Consider the following 15,916-nt stretch of genomic DNA (forward strand, 5'->3'; position numbering starts at 1 on the left):
GCGCTGATGGCGATCGGAGAAAATCCGTCCCCTCCGGACGAAGAACACGTGCGTACGTGTGCGCGCTGCGCGCGTGAACTCGATGCACTGCGCCACGTCGTCCTGACCATGAAGGGGCGGTCTCCCCGGGAGGATGAGCTGCTCCCGCCTCCGGCCGACCTATGGGATTCCATCGCAAGCGAGCTGGGCCTTCATCGTCAGGATGAGGGCGCTGCCCCGAACACCGCCGAGCAGAACCCGACCGGAGGCCACCAGCCCTCGCCGAGGGTGGCGGGGCCAAGGTTCCGGCGCCTGAGTCGCCTGAGTGTGGCACTCGCCGCTTGCGCCGCGCTCCTGGGTGCCGCCGCGGGCAGCACGATCACCTGGTGGGTCACCCGGGACGACGCGACCGTGTCCGTCACCGACGGGAGGCGGCTGGACTCCCTGCAGGCGAACTCAGCAGGGTACGCACGACTCAGCGGCAGCAGCGGGCACCGCACTCTCACCATCACGGTCAAGGGCCTGCCCCGGACGTCCGGTTACTTCGAGGTGTGGCTCATGGACCGTACCCATTCCAAGCTCGTGTCCATGGGCGTCCTGGGCTCCGACGGCCGGGCTTCCCTGCCCGTGCCCACCAACATCGACCTGCGCGAGTACTCCGTCGTCGACGTCTCCGTCCAGCCTTACAACGGCAAGCCCGACCATTCGGGAGACAGCATCGTCCGCGGCCCGTACGCCGGCTGACGCCGAAGGTGAGGACGGGTTGGTAGGGGCTGTCCGGGCAACAGCGCGATTCTGATCGCTGAGGGGGCTGGGCTGACCCCGCCGAAGACGAAGTAGCGTTCGTCGACCGGCTCAACAACGTTGGCTACCTGGGGGCTTCGCCTCTCTGCGGGTCTCTGTCGATGCCTATACCCGCTACCGGCGCAGGCGGCGGCGATGTTGGAGCCCCAGTCGTGCCCGACGACCGCGCTCTCCTCGCCGAGGGCGCGCACGACGGCGACGTTGTCCTCCACCAGGTCGAGCATCCGGTATGCCCCGGTCGCTGCGGGCTTGGAGGAGCGGCCGTAACCGCACACGTCGATCGCCACCGCCCGGTACCCGGCCGCGGCGCCGCGACGAGCCTTGCCATTCTGGCAACATCGCAGGACACAACTGGCAGGCGGTATGGCTAAGAAGGAGCTGAAAGGTGGCAGTCAATGACGTGGACGGCGTCTTGGCCGCGATGGGGCCTGGGCTGCGGGCCGCGCGCGAGCATCACGGCGCGACGCTCGCCAGTGTCAGCTGCGCGACCGGGATCTCGACCAGCACGCTGTCTCGAATCGAGACCGGGCGGCGCAAGCCCACCCTGGAGGTGCTGCTGCAGCTGTCGAAGGAGTACGGCGTCTCCTTGGACGACCTGTCCGGCATCACACCTGCCCCCGCGGCCACGCCGCGCGCCACGGCTCCGCTGAGCTTCGGCGACGACAAGGCGGTGCTGCCATTGACCCGCTACGTCGGCGGCCTGCACGCCCACAAGCACGTCCTGCCCGCCCTCAAGGCCCCGCCCGCGCGCCCTCGGCAGGTCTCCCACGACGGCTACGAGTGGCTGTGTGTGCTGTACGGGCGGCTGTGGCTGGCGCTGGGCGAACAGGACCTCGTCCTGGTCGCCGGGGACACCGCCGAGTTCGACACTCGCACCCCGCATGGGGTGGCGAACACAAGCCCTGGCGGTCCGGTCGAGTACCTGATCATGTTCGGACCGCAGGGCGAGCGCCTCCGACCACGCATACCTCCAGTCGTCGGCCACAGCAGCCGTGAGCCGAATCGCGTCTCGGCCGGCCGAGACGAAGGGAAATAGGCTCCGCAACCGCGGAGCCAGTCCCGGGGCCCACGAATGGAGACGTACTGACGCACAACCCGCACTGCGGCACAGGCGCAGACGCGCTGGCATGGACTGCTACGGCGACTTGCGGCATGACGACGTCAGGAATCACCGAGGAGAACCGCTTGCGATCAGCCGTCGGCGCGCTCTGTGGCGCCGGTGGTGTCTTCCTGGGGCCACGCGCGTTGAGTTCCCGGCAGCTTGATTCGGCATGCGCATCCGATCCGCTGTCCGCCGCGGAATCACGCCGAGAGGTGAACGATGGAACAGTCGGAGTTTGTCCAGCCGGATCGTGCGGTCGCGGTGATGTACGCGGTGTGCGCTGGCTGCCGTTTCATGGGAGAAGTCGTCACAGTGGATGAGGACGTGAACACCGTCTTCGTACAAGCTCGTTCCCATGCTCGAGCGGCTCACTTCGGGGAGTCGATGACGGGCATAGAAATCGTCTGGGACGTCATCCCCGCGATCTGAGGAGTCAGCTGCGCTGGAGCAGGCGCGAAGCCGATCGGGCCTCGAAGACGGCGCCCGACAGACGGGCGAGAGATGAATAGCCACGTCCCTCTCACCAGGCGCTGGCCGGCATGGGCGGCGTCAGGCGGCAGGGGCAGTTCACGACGTCAAGTGAGTTGACGCGGTTCGCCCGTGAGCTTTTGAGCAGAGATCGTGCAGGCGGTGCCGGGAAGTGGAGGCACCGCCTGCCGTCGCGTGAATGGGTCAGAAGCTGGGGCGGGTGTCGGCGGTTCCCACAGTCAGGCTCGTGCTGAAGACCTTGGTCTTGAGGGTGGAGTTGAGTGCGCCGGCTGCTTCCTTGGTGAGCTTGAGCGTGACGTTGGTGGCGTCGGCCTCGTGCTTGCCGAGCTTGACGTGGGCGGTGGACAGGTCGAGCTTGAAGACGGGGACGCGCGTCTTGGTCCCGGCGACGAGGCCGGTCAGTCGTCCCTTGGTGAGGTCGATGGTGAAGTTCTTGACTTCCAGAGAGCGGCCGTTGAAGACGTTGGTGAACTTCAGGCCGCCGCTGTGCTTGATCTTCCCGCCGAGGGGGTTGGCGGTCAGCGAGCCACCGGTGATCGGGTAGGTGGCCTTCAGGGTCGGCTGACCACCGACGGTGGTGAGGCTGGGCTTGCCGGGACGGGTGACGATGGGGGCGATTCCATTGGACAGCAGCGCGTTGGCGATCGCCGGAGCCACCGTCACGGAGGTGTGGCCCCCCTTGATGTGGACGGTATGGGGGGTTGCCGAGGCGGTGGGGGCTGCGATCACCAGGGCCGCGACAGTGGACGCAGCGGTGACAAGTACGGTGCGGGTCATGGCAGTTCACTCCTGAGGCGTGTTGTTCCGGGTGAAGCGGATGACGGGGACGTATTCCGCCACTGCCACCGGAGTGGATGCGGCCGGCAGCCGAGCAAATTACAGGCGCCCGATTCATCCCTTTCACGGCCAAACTGCCGATACTGGAAGTGACCTTGAGAGCCGAAATCCTCCGTGCTTCCTCGATCGTTCGAAGGTCTGCAACCGATGCGGCCTCGCCGGCGGTATGTCTCCTCGACCCATCCGTTGGATTGCAGGCTGGAAGGAAGGCCGTCATGGGCGCTGGCACGGCACGGGGGCTCCGAGCGGCCTTCCAGCCTTGTTGCTTGCTGACAGCGGACGGCGCATCGCAACACAGCAGCACCCCTCTCCGCGCTGAAAGTGGCGGAAGCCCGCACTGCGCAACGATGGTTGCCGGGCATATCCGTTGGCGGTCAGGCGTCGCACCGGCTGTTGCTACGGCCGACTCGCCCTCGACGGTGACCACCACCGCCAGTTTCATGAGCAGGCCCGGGTCGAGGCGCTCTCAGTTCCCACGACCTCGGGCTACTTCGAGGTGTGGCTCATGGACCGCTCCCACACCAAGCTCGTGTCCATGGGAGTCCTGGACCCCGACGGAAAGGCCACACTGCCGGTACCGAAGAACATCGACCTCGGGGAGTACTCGGTCGTCGACGTTTCCGTACAGCCCTACAACGGCAAGCCCGATCACTCCGGCAAGAGCATCGTCCGTGGACGTTACGCCAGTTGAGGGTCGGGCTCCGTGACGGGAGGCAGTGGGTGTCGTGGCCGGCGTCGCCGGGGCCCAAGACCTGGGTGGATCCTGCTCGACCGCAGGAGCTCATCAGAGCCAGCGCCTGGGGGTTCGAGGCGTCCGCGGTGCGACTGCCGATGGTGCTGCAGGACCGTCAGGGATGCCGCGCCGAGGGCCGTCAGGGAGAGCAGGACCGTGTTGGTGCGCACTGTGTACTCCTGGAAAGCGGGATATCGGTCTACAGGTAGCAGCCGTTGGGCCCGAGCAAGGGATTTGTGTCGACGGGGAGTTCGCGGTCGGGATCGACCACCATGGAGGTGGAGGAGAGGGTCAGGCGGCTCTCGCAGCGTTCTGCGCTGGTGCCCTCGTAGTAGCCGATCCAGATGTCGACGCGGCGCGTACCCGAGCGGTTCCAGTCGTCGCGGCAGGCCCCACACAGGTCCTCCATGATGAAGTACTTCTTCACGTAGGAGAGGTAGATGCGCGTCCCGACCGGGAGCGCGGGAGCGTAGGCGGCGACGGTGACGGGGTCGTCGTAGGTTCCGACACCGCCGGCCGTCGAGTGGCGCGGAGCGCTGCCGGGGTAGGCGATGGCACCGCCCACGGGATCGTTGTCCCCTGCCGCGAAGGCGGTGACCTCGGTCTGATAGGTGGTTGCCGCGTTCGAGGGGCCGGCCGTGCCCAGTACGGCGCCGAGGGTCAACCCGGCGATGGGCAGCACGGTGCTGAGGCGTCTCATATCGCTTCCTCGCGGATGTGGGGGTCATGGTCGGCAGGTTCTGCCGCTTCGGGACTCGCTGAGATGCGATGCCGACGTCGAGCAGGGTTCCCTGGTGAGCGCGCCCCTTGGAGGCACCGACAGTGCCATTTTCGAGCGCGGAGCCAAAGAGGAGCTCGGAGTAAGAGGCCTGACGTATCGTCAGTACAACTCGGTCTGTCAACGACTGGGGTATTCGCGTCAGGCTTGGAGCTGTCAGTGCGGCAGACGACCTCCAAGCCGAGAACCAACGCCCGGACCGTGTGCCAATGGTGCACTTGCATGCAGATCCCTAGCGCGCCGCGCCCTCTGCGGGGGTGCCGCGGCGGCACGGGACTCGCACACCCAGGAGCGGACTCGACCGGCTAATACTGCATCACAGTGCGGGCATGGGCAGCGCTGCCGGCTGGGTCGTGATCGGTCGGCCAAGGAGCCTGGTTACGCAGCGCTCCTGAACTGGCGGCGGAGGTAGGCGTCGAAGAACCGAGCTCCGAGCAGGCGCCTGCTGTGGACGAGCAGCTTGGCGGCGGGGGTGACCACGTAGCGGGTGCGCGGATGCGCGCCGGTGACGGCGTGCTCGATGACTTCGGCGACGGACTCGGGTGGGGCGGACAGCAGCTTCGAACGGTAGGACTGGGCCATTTGCCGGTCGGCGGCCTCGTTCAGGCTGTCGTACGGCCCGGTCGGGGCCGCCGAGTCAGCCAGGGTGTGGGCTGCGGTGTCACCGAAGCCGGTGCGGATCAGGCCCGGCTCGATCAGGCTCACCTTGATCCCGAAGGGTGCGACCTCGAAGCGGAGTGCGTCGGTGAGGGCTTCGACGGCGTACTTGCTGGCGTGGTAGTAGCCACCGGCCGGGAAGACGAGCCGGCCGCCCATGGAGCCGACGTTGACGATGCGGCCCCGCCCGGCGGCGCGCATGCCGGGCAGCACCAGCTGGCTCATCCGGGCCAGACCGAAGACGTTGGTCTCGAACTGGCGACGCACCGCGTCCAGGCCGGTCTCCTCGACGGTGCCGTACGCGCCATAGCCGGCATTGTTGACCAGCACACCGACCGAGCCGTGCTCGCTCTCGATCATCTTGACGGCATCGGACATCGACTGTCCGTCCGTGACGTCCAGGGCCAGAGTGCGGGCTCCGGCCGCGGCGAGATCGGCGAGGGATTCCGGTCGGCGGGCGGTTGCGTAGACGGTCAGCTCGGGGTGGGCGGCAAGGCGCAGGGCCGTGGCCCGGCCGATACCGGAGGAGGTTCCGGTGATCAGTACGGCGGTGGTGGTCATGATGCTTCCTTGTCGGGGTGAGGGTGGTCCAGACCGGCGACGAGCAGCGCGACACCTTGGCGCAGGCGTCGGGCCGGTGCCTCGGGGTCGGTGAGGTCGGCTTCGAGGCCGCGGGTGAACGCCAGCAGCAGTTCCGCGACTTCGCCCACGTCCGCCGTGCCCAGATCGGGGCGGGCGGCGGTGATCGCCGAGGTGAGCAGGTCACGCATCGCGTCGTTGTAGGCCTCGACGAGGTCCGCCGACTGACGGGTCTCGACGCCGAGTAGCTCGGCCGCGTGCGCGGGGCTGTCATGCCAGAGCCGGGCGGCCAGCCCCAGCTTCGCCTCCAGCACTCCGGTCAGCTGCTTCGTCAGATCTCCCGGGGTGGTGGTCGCGGCGCGGGCGTCGACCAGGGCCGCGTCCAGCAGCCGGGCGGCCAGGCGCCGGAACGCGTCCTGCTTGTTGCGGACGTACTGGTACACGGCGGGGCGCGACATGCCCGCCTCTCGGGCGATGTCGTCCATCGTGCTGCGTCGCACGCCATGCCGGGTGAAGCACGCATAGGCAGCATTCAGGATCTGATCGAGCCGATCCTCGTCGTCGAACATACTGACAATCCTTGCATGGAATGTCAGAGTGTTCAATCTGAGGTGAGGTGCCGCTGTGGGTGAAAGCGCCTTGGGCTCGTACGGGCTCCAGCCACGGGTCAAGGACAGACAGTTCTTCTGGCGTCGACGTCGGCGTTCAGCGTCACCGGCGTGCAGAGGGTGAGGACCCGCCAAATTCACCGGCCCTGCGATGTCCTGCCGGTCGATCAAGAACTCCACCGCGCGCACGAAGTCGCGTTCATGGATCCACGACACGTACTGCGCTCCCCCGGCGACCGGACCGCCGAGACCCAGGCGGGCCGGCCCCAACAGAACGGCGAAGACCCCGCCGGGATCCGAGCTCATCACCATGGCCGAGCGCAGCCCGAGCCGTCAGCGCCCTGAACTGACCACCCAACCCGGTTTCGAATTCCGCAGAGCCGGGTGGCCAAACGAGCTCAACTGACCGCCCTCAGCGGTCTTGCAGGGCGCCGCCGGGACCCGCGATCGCAGTCGCGGGCCTGCTCGGGGTCGAAGGCGGCGAACCAGGCGTGCGGGGCCGAGATGACCGTGCACGGGCACTGATGGATCTCGTTGTCCGGGTCTGGCCGCTCGATGCCGTCGAGGCAGCGATCGCAGGCACGCACGCCGTCTGGCGTGGATCCATTCACATCCCACAGTTCTCAATTTCAGAACCAACAGTTGTTGGATTTCTAGATCGGCGATTTCTAGAGTGAGCACGCGACGTCGCACTGCACCGCGCACGCGCCAAGGCGTCCGGGAGGAGGCTCATGCTGTATCGCACCCTCAGCGACCAGACCATCTCCGCAACCAGCCACGCCCGCCAAGTCGGCGTCGACGCGATGGGTGCCTACCACTTCCATCGTCCGACCCCACCATCCCGGTTAGTGCAATACGGAAATTGCTCGACGAGGGTGTCGTCATGATGGCCGGCATCTCAAACGCCGGCGTCGCACAGATCGACGTAGCCCGCGAAATGTTCGGCGGTCGGCTCGTGTCGGTGGAGGACCAGTGTCCGCCCGGCTTCCACTTAGGCCGGGGGAACTCGTGCACTGCACCAAGCTCGGCCTCGCTCTCCTGCCCTGGCGCCCCCTCGGCGGTCTCGCGAACGCGAAGGGCATCGCGGAACGTCACAGCGCGGTCCAGCAGGCCGCCGTCGGCAAGGCGGGCACCAGTGTCTACTGAGTCACGCTCGCCCGGGAGCTCGCGCTCGTCTTCATCCCGATCCCCGGGCCCCCGCTCCGCGGGCATCCGCGACTCCGCAACCGCAGCCACAACCGATCTCGAATTCACCGCTGACCAGTTCGCACTTCCTTCCGTCTGAAACGTTCACGTCACAGCGAAAGAGTCACATGAAGACCTTCACCCTGCCCGGCACCAACATGGTGGTCCCCAACGTCGTCCTTGGACTGATGCGCATCGAGAACATGACCGACGAGGCGGTGCGCACGCTCGTGAACACTGCGCGGGACAACGGGATCACGTTCCTCGATCACGCCGACGTTTACGGCTCGGACGACCACGGTTGCGAGCGTCGGTTCGCCGAAGCTATGAAGCTCAGCTCGTCGGAGCGTGAGCAGTTCGTCATTCAGTCGAAGGCCGGCATCGTCAAGGATGGGCCGTACTTCGACTTCTCTCATGACCACATCATCGAGTCCGTGAACGGTTCACTCCAGGCACTGGGCACGGACTATCTCGACATCCTGCTGCTGCACCGTCCCGACGCTCTCGTCGAGCCGGAGGAGGTGGCCCGCGCCTTCGATGAGCTGTCGGCGGCAGGCAAGGTGCGTGCCTTCGGCGTCTCCAACCAGACGCCCCGACAGCTCGATCTGCTGCGCAAGCACGTGACGCAACCAATCGTGGCGAACCAGCTGCAGCTGTCGATCACTCACGCGCCGATGATCGCGCAGGGCGTCGCCGCGAATATGCAGGACCTCGACCAGTCGGTCGTACGTGATGACGGCATCGTCGACTACTGCCGCCTGCACGACATCACCATCCAGGCGTGGTCGCCTTTCCAGGCGGGGTTCTTCGACGGCCCGTTCCTCGGTTCCGAACGCTTCCCCGAGTTGAACGCGGTGGTCGACCGGCTGAGCGACAAATACGGCGTGCCGGCCGAGGCGATCGCGGTCGCGTGGATCACGCGCCATCCCGCGCAGATGCAGGTCGTGCTTGGCACGACCACGCCAGAACGCGTCAGGGCCGCCGCGCTCGGTTCCGACATCCCGCTCACTCGATCCGAATGGTACGAACTCTTCCGCGCCGCCGGATACAAGGTGCCCTAATGGCAATGCCGTTGCAATAGCTCGTGGGCGTACGCTGCTGTGCAGTGCTCCCGGGGGTGGTGCGGGTGTCTGCAGACGTCGGTGAGTTATCGGGCTTAGGGCTGCTGACCTGGGTGTATCCGTCCCGGTTGGTGGATCGTGTGGTGGCCGCGTGCGGTCGTGCGGAGCAGCGCAGACGCCTGCTGCCGACCCGGCTGGTGGTGTACTTCGTGCTCGGGCTGGCCCAGTTCTCCCCGGCGCCGTATCCGGACGTGATGCGGCACCTGGTCGAGGGCCTGCGGGGCCGGGGTCTGCTGGGCGAGTGGCACATCCCTGCGAAGTCGTCACTGTTTCGGGCCCGCCAGCGACTGGGTCCGGAGCCGCTGCGGGTGCTGTTCGCCACGACCGCCGAACCGATGGGCACCCAGGCGACCCCGGGCTGCTTCTGGCGGGGACTGCGGCTGCTGGCGGTGGACGCCACCTGCTGGGACGTGGCCGACAGCCCGGCGAATGAGGCCGCCTTCGGCCGCCCCGGAAACAGCCGCGGCCACGACAAGTCCTCCTTTCCCCAAGTGCGGATGGCCTGCCTGATCGAGGTGGGCACCCATCTCGTCCTGGACGCCGAGCTGGCCGGCTGCCGCACCGGCGAAGTCACTCTGGTCGGCCGCCTGCCCCGCTCCTGCGGACCGGGCCAACTCCTCCTGGCCGACCGGGAGTTCCTCGGCGTGCCGTTGTGGCGGGCTTTCACCGCCAGCGGCGCCGATCTGCTGTGGCGGGTGCCCGCCAACCGCATCCTGCCCGTCGACCGGCAGTTGCGGGACGGCTCCTGGATTTCCCGCATCCACGCTCACACCGATCGCGCTCACACTGATCCCGTCGCAGTGCGAGTGGTGGCCTACCAGCTCAACGGCACCGGCCGTGAGGGTGAGGACTACCGGCTGGTGACCAGCCTGCTGGATGCCCGCCGCTATCCTGCCCGCCAGCTGGCCGCGCTCTACCAAGAACGCTGTGGAGAGCGTCTTCGCCGAGCTCAAGACCCATCAACGCGGAGCCCGCGTCGTCCTCAGCAGCAAGACCCCCGACGGCGTCCTGCAACAGATCTGGGCACACCTGCTGGTCCACCACGCGCTGCGCGAACTGATGGTGAGAACCGCCGCCACCCGGGGCCTGGACCCGGACCGGATCTCCTTCACCGAAACCCTGCGCTCCGCCCGGCACAGCGTGACCGTCACGCCGGGCAGCTTTTCCCCCTGACCTGCTGGTCAGAACGCTCGTCGTGCTCCAGCAGGACCTGCTCGAACGCCTCCTGCCGCGCAGACGCCTGCGCAGCCAACCTCGCGTCGTCAAACGCAAGATGTCCAACTACTGGCTCAAACAGGCCGAACACCACACCTGGCCCCAGCCCACCCGCACCGGCACTCGAGCAGTCCGCGTCCAACGACCCCAACCTGCGAATGCGTAAAGCAACAGCATTGGCCCTGATGGGTGTTTCTCCCTCTACCCGAGTTCACCGAGACGGAGGGCGTCCCTTATCTCGCTTAGCTTCGCGGTCGTCGCCGGGGTCTGCTCCTTCGCTTGTTCAGCGAGTCGCAGGGCATCGTCAATCTCGCTGAGCTTCGCCGAGGACAGGACGCCCGCCCGCTCTATCAGGTCGTCCCGTGACACAGTGGTCAGCCACGTGCAAGGGGTGAAGCCTGGACGCGGGAACGCGAGCCGCAGCACGCCTTCGAACGGCACTCCTTCACCGGCGCCCAGCATCACTTCGATGCCCAGCCCGCTAATGTCGACGCCCGCCGGAGCGACGACCTGCATCACCCGGATCCCGGACGCGTCGTCTCCCGACAGCAGTACGACCAACCTCCGCTCGTCGAACTGGACCCACCAGACTTCGCCACGTTGCACAAGTCCTCCAGACACAGGACGGCAGACAGACGCTGCCCGAGCCTGACGCGCTGTGGAGACGGGTGTGGCCACCGTTGATCATCGGTGTGTGAAGACTGAAGATCACGCGGTGGCCGCAGGTCACAGCGTAAACCCTGCCCACTGGCAGGAGACGTTCGAGGGCCTGATGAGCCGGATAGCCGGACGGTTCACTCAGGTCTAATCCCGGCGCCGAGCCCGGAAGTTGTACTCGGCCTGCTGTCGGACCTGGACAGGGAGTTCGAGGCCGTGCCGCCCGAGGTGTGAGGTCTCCTTCCCCCGCTCCTACCGTGGCTCCGCAGCCGGAAGGCCGTGACGCCCGCAGGCTGAGCGCCCCGGGCTCGCGCCGTCAGGAGGTGGCCGCGGCCGAAAGGTCGGGCTGCTCCGGCAGGCGCTGGGGTGCCGTCGGCACGCTGAGCACCATGGTGAGGCCACCGCCGGGTGTGTCCTCGGCACTCAGGGTGCCGCCCATGGCTTCGGCGAAGCCGTGGGCGACGGCGAGGCCGAGTCCGACGCCGTTGCCGCGGGGGGAGTCGCCGTAGCGCTGGAAGGGTTCGAAGATGCGGTCCTTGGCGTCGTCGGGCACACCGGGGCCGCGGTCTACGACGCGTACCTCTACGCGGTCCGCGATGGCACTGGCCGACACGAGCACCCTCTCCTCCGGTGGGCAGTACTTGACCGCGTTCTCGACGACGTTGGCGACGGCCCGCTCCAGCAGCCCGCGGTCCACGTTCACCATGGGCAGTGTCTCCGGGATGTCCAGCTCCACGCTGTCCTCGGGCACTCCACCGAGGGCCATGGGCACGACCTCGTCGAGGTCTGTCTCGCGGATGATCGGGGTGACGGTGCCGGTCTGGAGCCGGGACATGTCGAGGAGGTTGCCGACGAGGTGGTCGAGGCGGTCCGCGCCTTCCTCGATGGCTTCCAGGAGTTCCGCCTGGTCCTCCTCGGACCACTCGACGTCGTCGGAGCGCAGGGAGGTGACGGCCGCCTTTATCCCGGCCAGGGGGGTGCGCAGGTCGTGGCTGACGGCGGCGAGCAGTGCGGTGCGGATGCGGTTGCCCTCGGCCAGTTCCTTGGCCTGGTCGGCCTCCTGCCGCAGGCGCCGGCGGTCCAGGACGACGGCCGCCTGGGCGGCGAACGCGGCGAGCACCCGCCGGTCGGCGGCCGGCAGCACGCGCCCCGACAGCGCCAGGGACATGTGGTCGCCGACCGGCACGTCGACGTCCGCGTCGTCGGGGTCCTGGCAGGGGCGGGGGCCGACGCTGCCCGCGCAGGTCCACGGATCGGTCTCGCCGACGCGTTCCAGCAAGGCCGCCGACTCCATGCCGAAGGTCTCGCGCACCCGTTCCAGCAGCTCCTCCAGGCCGGTCTCGCCGCGGAGTACGTTGCCGGCGAGGAAGGAAAGGATCTCGGACTCGGCGCGCAGCCGGGCGGCCTGGTGCGTGCGCCGGGCGGCGAGGTCGACGACCGAGGCCACGGAGACGGCGACCCCTACGAAGATGGCGATGGCGACGATGTTCTTCGGATCGGCGATCGTCAGGGTGTGGACGGGCGCGGTGAAGTACCAGTTGAGCAGCAGGGAGCCCACGACCGCGGACGCCAGCGCCGGCAGCAGTCCGCCGGCCAGGGCCGCCGCCACCGTCAGGGTGAGGAACAGCAGCATGTCGTTGGCGAGGCCGACGTCCGGGGAGGCGCTGGTGAGCAGCCAGGTGAGCAGGGCGGGACCGAGCACACCGACGAGCCAGCCCCAGACGACCCGGGCCCGCCCGAGGCGTGCGCCGCGCGCCACCGGCAGTCCGCGGCCCTTGCCCGCCTCGTCGTGCGTGATGAGGTGGACGTCGAGGTCGGGCCCGGACTCCCGGGCGACCGTGGCGCCGACGCCGGGTCCGAAGGCGTACTGCCAGCTCCGGCGGCGGGAGACACCGAGGACGATCTGGGTGGCGTTCACTCCGCGTGCGAAGTCCAGCAGCGCGGCGGGGATGTCGTCGCCGACGACCTGGTGGAAGGTGCCGCCCAGGTCCTCCACGAGGGTGCGCTGGACGGCGAGTTCCTTCGGTGAGGCGGAGGTGAGGCCGTCGCTGCGGGAGATGTAGACGGCCAGCACCTCGCCGCCGGCGCCTTTCTCGGCCAGCCGCGCGGCCCGGCGGATGAGGGTGCTGCCTTCTGGGCCGCCGGTCAGGCCGACCACGATGCGTTCACGCGAGCCCCAGATGGTCGAGACGTGGTGCGCGCTGCGGTACTCGGTCAGGTAGGCGTCGACCCGGTCTGCCACCCACAGCAGCGCCAGTTCACGCAGGGCGGTGAGGTTGCCGGGCCGGAAGTAGTTGGACAGGGCCGCGTCGACCTTGTCCGGTTTGTAGATGTTGCCGTGCGCCATACGGCGGCGCAGGGCCTCGGGGGACATGTCGACCAGCTCGATCTGGTCGGCCCTGCGCACCACCTCGTCCGGCACGGTCTCCCGCTGCCGTACCCCGGTGATGGACTCCACGACGTCGGCGAGCGACTCCAGGTGCTGGATGTTGACGGTCGAGACGACGTCGATCCCCGCCGCCAGCAGTTCCTCGACGTCCTGCCAGCGCTTGGTGTTGCGGGAACCGGGGATGTTGGTGTGGGCGAGTTCGTCCACCAGGGCGACGGCGGGGGCGCGCCGCAGCACGGCGTCGATGTCCATCTCGGTGAAGGTGCTGCCCCGGTATTCGATCTCCCGGCGCTGAATCTCCTCCAGACCGTGCAGCATCACCTCGGTGCGCGGCCGACGATGGTGTTCCACGAAGGCGACCACGCAGTCGGTGCCCCGATCGATCCTTCGGTGGCCCTCGGAGAGCATGGCGTAGGTCTTGCCCACGCCGGGTGCCGCGCCGAGGTAGATCCGGAGCTTTCCGCGTGCCATGTCATCCTTCGAAGCGGTAGCCCATGCCGGGCTCGGTGATCAGATAGCGGGGGTGGGCGGGGTCGGTCTCCAGTTTGCGCCGCAGCTGGGCCATGTAGACCCGCAGGTAGTTGGTCTTGCCGCTCTGTGAGACGCCCCAGACTTCCTGCAACAGGTGCTTCTGTGTGATCAGCCGCCCCGGGTTGGTCACCAGGATCTCCAGCAGGTGCCATTCGGTCGGGGTCAGCCGTACGTCCTGGCCGCCCCGTACGACTTTCTTGGCGAACAGGTCGATGCTGAAGTCCCCGGTCTCGACCATCGTCGTCTCCGGGACGAGCGGGGTGTCCTCGGTGCGGCGGACGGCGGCGCGGAGCCGGGCGAGGAGCTCGTTCATGTTGAACGGCTTGGTGATGTAGTCGTCCGCGCCGGCGTCGAGTGCGGCGACCTTCTCGTCGGACCCCTGTCGAGCGGACAGGACCAGGATCGGTACCCGGGTCCAGCCGCGCAGGGCCTTGATGACGTCGATGCCGTCCATGTCGGGCAGGCCGAGGTCGAGCATCACCGCGTCGGGCTGGCGGGCAGCGGCCAGCCGCAGGGCCGTGGCCCCGTCGGGCGCTGCGTCGACGCCGTACTTGCGTGCCTGCAGGTTGATCACGAGGGCCCGTACGAGCTGCGGGTCGTCCTCCACCACCAACACCCTGGTCATGGGTGCGTGCCTTTCCTGTCGTGCGTCGGGGCCGGAGGGCACCGGACGCGAGGCAACCGACGTCATCGCAGCGGGAGTTGACGGATTCGGGACGGCCGCCAACTCCCGTGCGTGTCACGTCATCCCATCAGTGCTCTGCCACAAGGTCCTTGAGCGCGATGTTGAGTTCGAGGACGTTCACCCGGGGCTCGCCCATGAAGCCGAGCGTGCGGCCCTGGGTGTGGTCCTTGACGAGCTTCTCGACCCGGGTGACCGAGAGGCCGTTCTTCACGGCGATCCGGTGGACCTGGATCTCCGCGTAGGCCGGGGAGATGTCCGGGTCCAGGCCGGAGCCGGAGGACGTGACCGCGTCGGCGGGCACCTCGGATGCCCTGACCGTGTGGCCGGGCACCGCGTTGTCCTTGATGACGGCCGCCTTGGCGTCCTGCACCTGCTGGATCAGGTTCTTGTTGTCGGCGGAGAGGTTGGTCGCGCCCGACAGCAGCAGCTTGTACTGGGTGTTGACGCTGTTGCTGCCGAGTCCGTTGGCCGGACGGCCCTGGAACCACTTCAGGTCCCGGTCCGGGGTGTCCTGCCCCTTCTTCAGCGGCAGGTTGTACGACTGTCCGATCAGGGAGGAGCCGACGACCTTGCCGTCGGCCTTGACCTCGGAGCCGTTCGCCTTGCTGTGGAACAGCGCCTGGGCGACACCCGTGACGACCAGCGGGTAAATGACGCCGGTGACCAGGGTCAGCACGAGGAGGGCACGCAGGCCGGCCCCGAGCAACCGGGCGGTGTTCGTAACGGAGTTGTTCATGGCGATCAGCCGATTCCGGGGATGAGTGAGATGAGCAGGTCGATGAGTTTGATGCCGATGAACGGGGCGATCAGCCCGCCGAGCCCGTAGATCGTCAGGTTGCGCCGCAGCAGCCTGTCGGCGCTCACCGGCCGGTACTGCACGCCCTTCAGGGACAGCGGCACCAGCGCGATGATGATCAGGGCGTTGAAGATGACCGCGGACAGGATCGCGGAGTCGGGCGAATCGAGGCCCATGATGTTGAGCTTGTCCAGGCCCGGATAGACCGCGGCGAACAGCGCCGGGATGATCGCGAAGTACTTGGCCACGTCGTTGGCGATGGAGAACGTGGTCAACGCGCCCCGGGTGATGAGGAGTTGCTTGCCGATCTCGACGATCTCGATGAGCTTGGTCGGGTTGGAGTCGAGGTCGACCATGTTGCCGGCCTCCTTGGCGGCCGACGTACCGGTGTTCATGGCCACACCGACGTCCGCCTGGGCCAGCGCGGGCGCGTCGTTCGTGCCGTCACCGGTCATCGCGACGAGCTTGCCGCCCGCCTGCTCCCGCTTGATGAGCGCCATCTTGTCCTCGGGCGTGGCCTCCGCGAGGAAGTCGTCGACGCCCGCCTCCTCGGCGATCGCCTTGGCGGTCAGCGGGTTGTCGCCCGTGATCATGACGGTTTTGATGCCCATGCGGCGCAGCTCGTCGAACCGCTCCCGCATGCCCTCCTTGACGACGTCCTTGAGGTGGATGACCCCTAGGTCGTGTCTTCAATTGATCTTGAGTAGTGGATCATGGTCGGGTGATACGTCGCCATGAACTGTCCGATGAGGAGTGGGAGTTCCTCCGTCC

At 67.7% G+C, this 15,916-nt stretch carries 15 protein-coding genes and 4 pseudogenes; 8 read left to right on the forward strand and 11 right to left on the reverse strand.

Features of this window, described 5'->3' with window-relative positions; all coding sequences use genetic code 11:
• The first annotated feature begins 306 nt into the window (after nucleotides 1–306).
• Complete coding sequence (locus tag ACIGDI_RS34830) at nucleotides 307–723, forward strand: anti-sigma factor (protein WP_399905253.1); 417 nt, start codon at nucleotides 307–309, stop codon at nucleotides 721–723.
• Here ACIGDI_RS34830 and ACIGDI_RS34835 read toward each other — a convergent pair.
• Nucleotides 663–1,091 (reverse strand): annotated as a pseudogene (locus tag ACIGDI_RS34835) (alpha/beta fold hydrolase); the annotation flags it as partial. The gene ACIGDI_RS34830 and the pseudogene ACIGDI_RS34835 sit on opposite strands and share 61 nt — an antisense overlap.
• A gap of 77 nt (nucleotides 1,092–1,168) precedes the next feature.
• On the opposite strand from ACIGDI_RS34835, the gene ACIGDI_RS34840 reads away from it, so the two are divergent.
• Together ACIGDI_RS34840 and ACIGDI_RS34845 are read left to right on the forward strand one after the other, a co-directional pair.
• Nucleotides 1,169–1,819 carry a helix-turn-helix domain-containing protein gene (locus ACIGDI_RS34840; RefSeq protein ID WP_399905256.1) on the forward strand — a complete coding sequence of 217 codons (651 nt, stop codon included), beginning with the start codon at nucleotides 1,169–1,171 and terminating at the stop codon, nucleotides 1,817–1,819.
• 285 nt (nucleotides 1,820–2,104) lie between these two features.
• A complete protein-coding gene (locus ACIGDI_RS34845) occupies nucleotides 2,105–2,314 on the forward strand; it encodes a hypothetical protein (RefSeq protein WP_399905259.1) in 210 nt (69 codons plus the stop codon).
• A gap of 243 nt (nucleotides 2,315–2,557) precedes the next feature.
• Here the strand turns inward: ACIGDI_RS34845 and ACIGDI_RS34850 are convergent, their stop codons facing one another.
• Nucleotides 2,558–3,151, reverse strand: a complete 594-nt coding sequence (locus tag ACIGDI_RS34850) for a hypothetical protein (RefSeq protein ID WP_399905262.1) — start codon at nucleotides 3,149–3,151, stop codon at nucleotides 2,558–2,560.
• A gap of 427 nt (nucleotides 3,152–3,578) precedes the next feature.
• On the opposite strand from ACIGDI_RS34850, the gene ACIGDI_RS34855 reads away from it, so the two are divergent.
• The gene (locus tag ACIGDI_RS34855) at nucleotides 3,579–3,902 is read left to right on the forward strand and encodes an anti-sigma factor (RefSeq protein WP_399905265.1); all 324 of its coding nucleotides are present in this window, start codon (nucleotides 3,579–3,581) and stop codon (nucleotides 3,900–3,902) included.
• 241 nt (nucleotides 3,903–4,143) lie between these two features.
• On the opposite strand, the gene ACIGDI_RS34860 is transcribed toward ACIGDI_RS34855, so the two are convergent.
• The 4 genes and pseudogenes from ACIGDI_RS34860 to ACIGDI_RS34875 all read right to left on the reverse strand — a co-directional run.
• Complete coding sequence (locus tag ACIGDI_RS34860; RefSeq protein ID WP_399905268.1) at nucleotides 4,144–4,644, reverse strand: hypothetical protein; 501 nt, start codon at nucleotides 4,642–4,644, stop codon at nucleotides 4,144–4,146.
• 456 nt (nucleotides 4,645–5,100) lie between these two features.
• A complete protein-coding gene (locus ACIGDI_RS34865) occupies nucleotides 5,101–5,940 on the reverse strand; it encodes an oxidoreductase (protein WP_399905271.1) in 840 nt (279 codons plus the stop codon).
• Complete coding sequence (locus ACIGDI_RS34870) at nucleotides 5,937–6,527, reverse strand: TetR/AcrR family transcriptional regulator (RefSeq protein ID WP_399905274.1); 591 nt, start codon at nucleotides 6,525–6,527, stop codon at nucleotides 5,937–5,939. Before ACIGDI_RS34870 ends, ACIGDI_RS34865 begins: the two co-directional genes overlap by 4 nt.
• Nucleotides 6,528–6,680: 153 nt before the next feature.
• A pseudogene (locus tag ACIGDI_RS34875) lies at nucleotides 6,681–6,899 on the reverse strand (epimerase); the annotation flags it as partial.
• Between the two features lie 675 nt (nucleotides 6,900–7,574).
• Between ACIGDI_RS34875 and ACIGDI_RS34880 the strand changes: the two are divergent.
• The 4 genes and pseudogenes from ACIGDI_RS34880 (at nucleotide 7,575) to ACIGDI_RS34895 (ending at nucleotide 10,045) form a co-directional block, all read left to right on the forward strand.
• Nucleotides 7,575–7,712, forward strand: coding sequence for a hypothetical protein (locus ACIGDI_RS34880; RefSeq protein WP_399905277.1), 138 nt, complete (start codon nucleotides 7,575–7,577; stop codon nucleotides 7,710–7,712).
• Nucleotides 7,713–7,879: 167 nt separating this feature from the next.
• Nucleotides 7,880–8,812, forward strand: a complete 933-nt coding sequence (locus ACIGDI_RS34885) for an aldo/keto reductase family oxidoreductase (protein WP_399905279.1) — start codon at nucleotides 7,880–7,882, stop codon at nucleotides 8,810–8,812.
• Between the two features lie 143 nt (nucleotides 8,813–8,955).
• A pseudogene (locus tag ACIGDI_RS34890) lies at nucleotides 8,956–9,741 on the forward strand (IS4 family transposase); the annotation flags it as partial.
• A gap of 58 nt (nucleotides 9,742–9,799) precedes the next feature.
• Nucleotides 9,800–10,045, forward strand: coding sequence for a hypothetical protein (locus tag ACIGDI_RS34895; RefSeq protein WP_399905336.1), 246 nt, complete (start codon nucleotides 9,800–9,802; stop codon nucleotides 10,043–10,045).
• Between the two features lie 243 nt (nucleotides 10,046–10,288).
• Here the strand turns inward: ACIGDI_RS34895 and ACIGDI_RS34900 are convergent, their stop codons facing one another.
• The 5 genes and pseudogenes from ACIGDI_RS34900 to ACIGDI_RS34920 form a co-directional block, all read right to left on the reverse strand.
• Nucleotides 10,289–10,693 carry a type II toxin-antitoxin system PemK/MazF family toxin gene (locus ACIGDI_RS34900; protein WP_399905282.1) on the reverse strand — a complete coding sequence of 135 codons (405 nt, stop codon included), beginning with the start codon at nucleotides 10,691–10,693 and terminating at the stop codon, nucleotides 10,289–10,291.
• A 367-nt stretch (nucleotides 10,694–11,060) separates the two neighbouring features.
• Nucleotides 11,061–13,604: an ATP-binding protein gene (locus ACIGDI_RS34905; protein WP_399905285.1), complete on the reverse strand. Its 2,544-nt coding sequence runs from the start codon at nucleotides 13,602–13,604 to the stop codon at nucleotides 11,061–11,063.
• 1 nt (nucleotide 13,605) lies between these two features.
• On the reverse strand, nucleotides 13,606–14,289 hold the full coding sequence (locus ACIGDI_RS34910; protein WP_399905287.1) for a response regulator: 684 nt from the start codon (nucleotides 14,287–14,289) through the stop codon (nucleotides 13,606–13,608).
• Nucleotides 14,290–14,416: 127 nt separating this feature from the next.
• The gene (locus ACIGDI_RS34915; RefSeq protein ID WP_399905290.1) at nucleotides 14,417–15,085 is read right to left on the reverse strand and encodes a potassium-transporting ATPase subunit C; all 669 of its coding nucleotides are present in this window, start codon (nucleotides 15,083–15,085) and stop codon (nucleotides 14,417–14,419) included.
• A 5-nt stretch (nucleotides 15,086–15,090) separates the two neighbouring features.
• Nucleotides 15,091–15,825 (reverse strand): annotated as a pseudogene (locus tag ACIGDI_RS34920) (HAD-IC family P-type ATPase); the annotation flags it as partial.
• Nucleotides 15,826–15,916: the final 91 nt, after the last annotated feature.

The sequence above is a fragment of the Streptomyces sp. NPDC085900 genome (assembly GCF_044540925.1).
GTDB classification, from domain to species: domain Bacteria; phylum Actinomycetota; class Actinomycetes; order Streptomycetales; family Streptomycetaceae; genus Streptomyces; species Streptomyces gilvifuscus.

Coding starts and splice junctions, on each gene's coding strand:
- ACIGDI_RS34845 (WP_399905259.1), top strand. CDS start 2,105: ATGGAACAGTCGGAGTTTGTCCAGCCGGATCGTGCGGTCGCGGTGATG.
- ACIGDI_RS34850 (WP_399905262.1), bottom strand. CDS start 3,151: ATGACCCGCACCGTACTTGTCACCGCTGCGTCCACTGTCGCGGCCCTG.
- ACIGDI_RS34860 (WP_399905268.1), bottom strand. CDS start 4,644: ATGAGACGCCTCAGCACCGTGCTGCCCATCGCCGGGTTGACCCTCGGC.
- ACIGDI_RS34865 (WP_399905271.1), bottom strand. CDS start 5,940: ATGACCACCACCGCCGTACTGATCACCGGAACCTCCTCCGGTATCGGC.
- ACIGDI_RS34870 (WP_399905274.1), bottom strand. CDS start 6,527: ATGTTCGACGACGAGGATCGGCTCGATCAGATCCTGAATGCTGCCTAT.
- ACIGDI_RS34885 (WP_399905279.1), top strand. CDS start 7,880: ATGAAGACCTTCACCCTGCCCGGCACCAACATGGTGGTCCCCAACGTC.
- ACIGDI_RS34905 (WP_399905285.1), bottom strand. CDS start 13,604: ATGGCACGCGGAAAGCTCCGGATCTACCTCGGCGCGGCACCCGGCGTG.
- ACIGDI_RS34910 (WP_399905287.1), bottom strand. CDS start 14,289: ATGACCAGGGTGTTGGTGGTGGAGGACGACCCGCAGCTCGTACGGGCC.
- ACIGDI_RS34915 (WP_399905290.1), bottom strand. CDS start 15,085: ATGAACAACTCCGTTACGAACACCGCCCGGTTGCTCGGGGCCGGCCTG.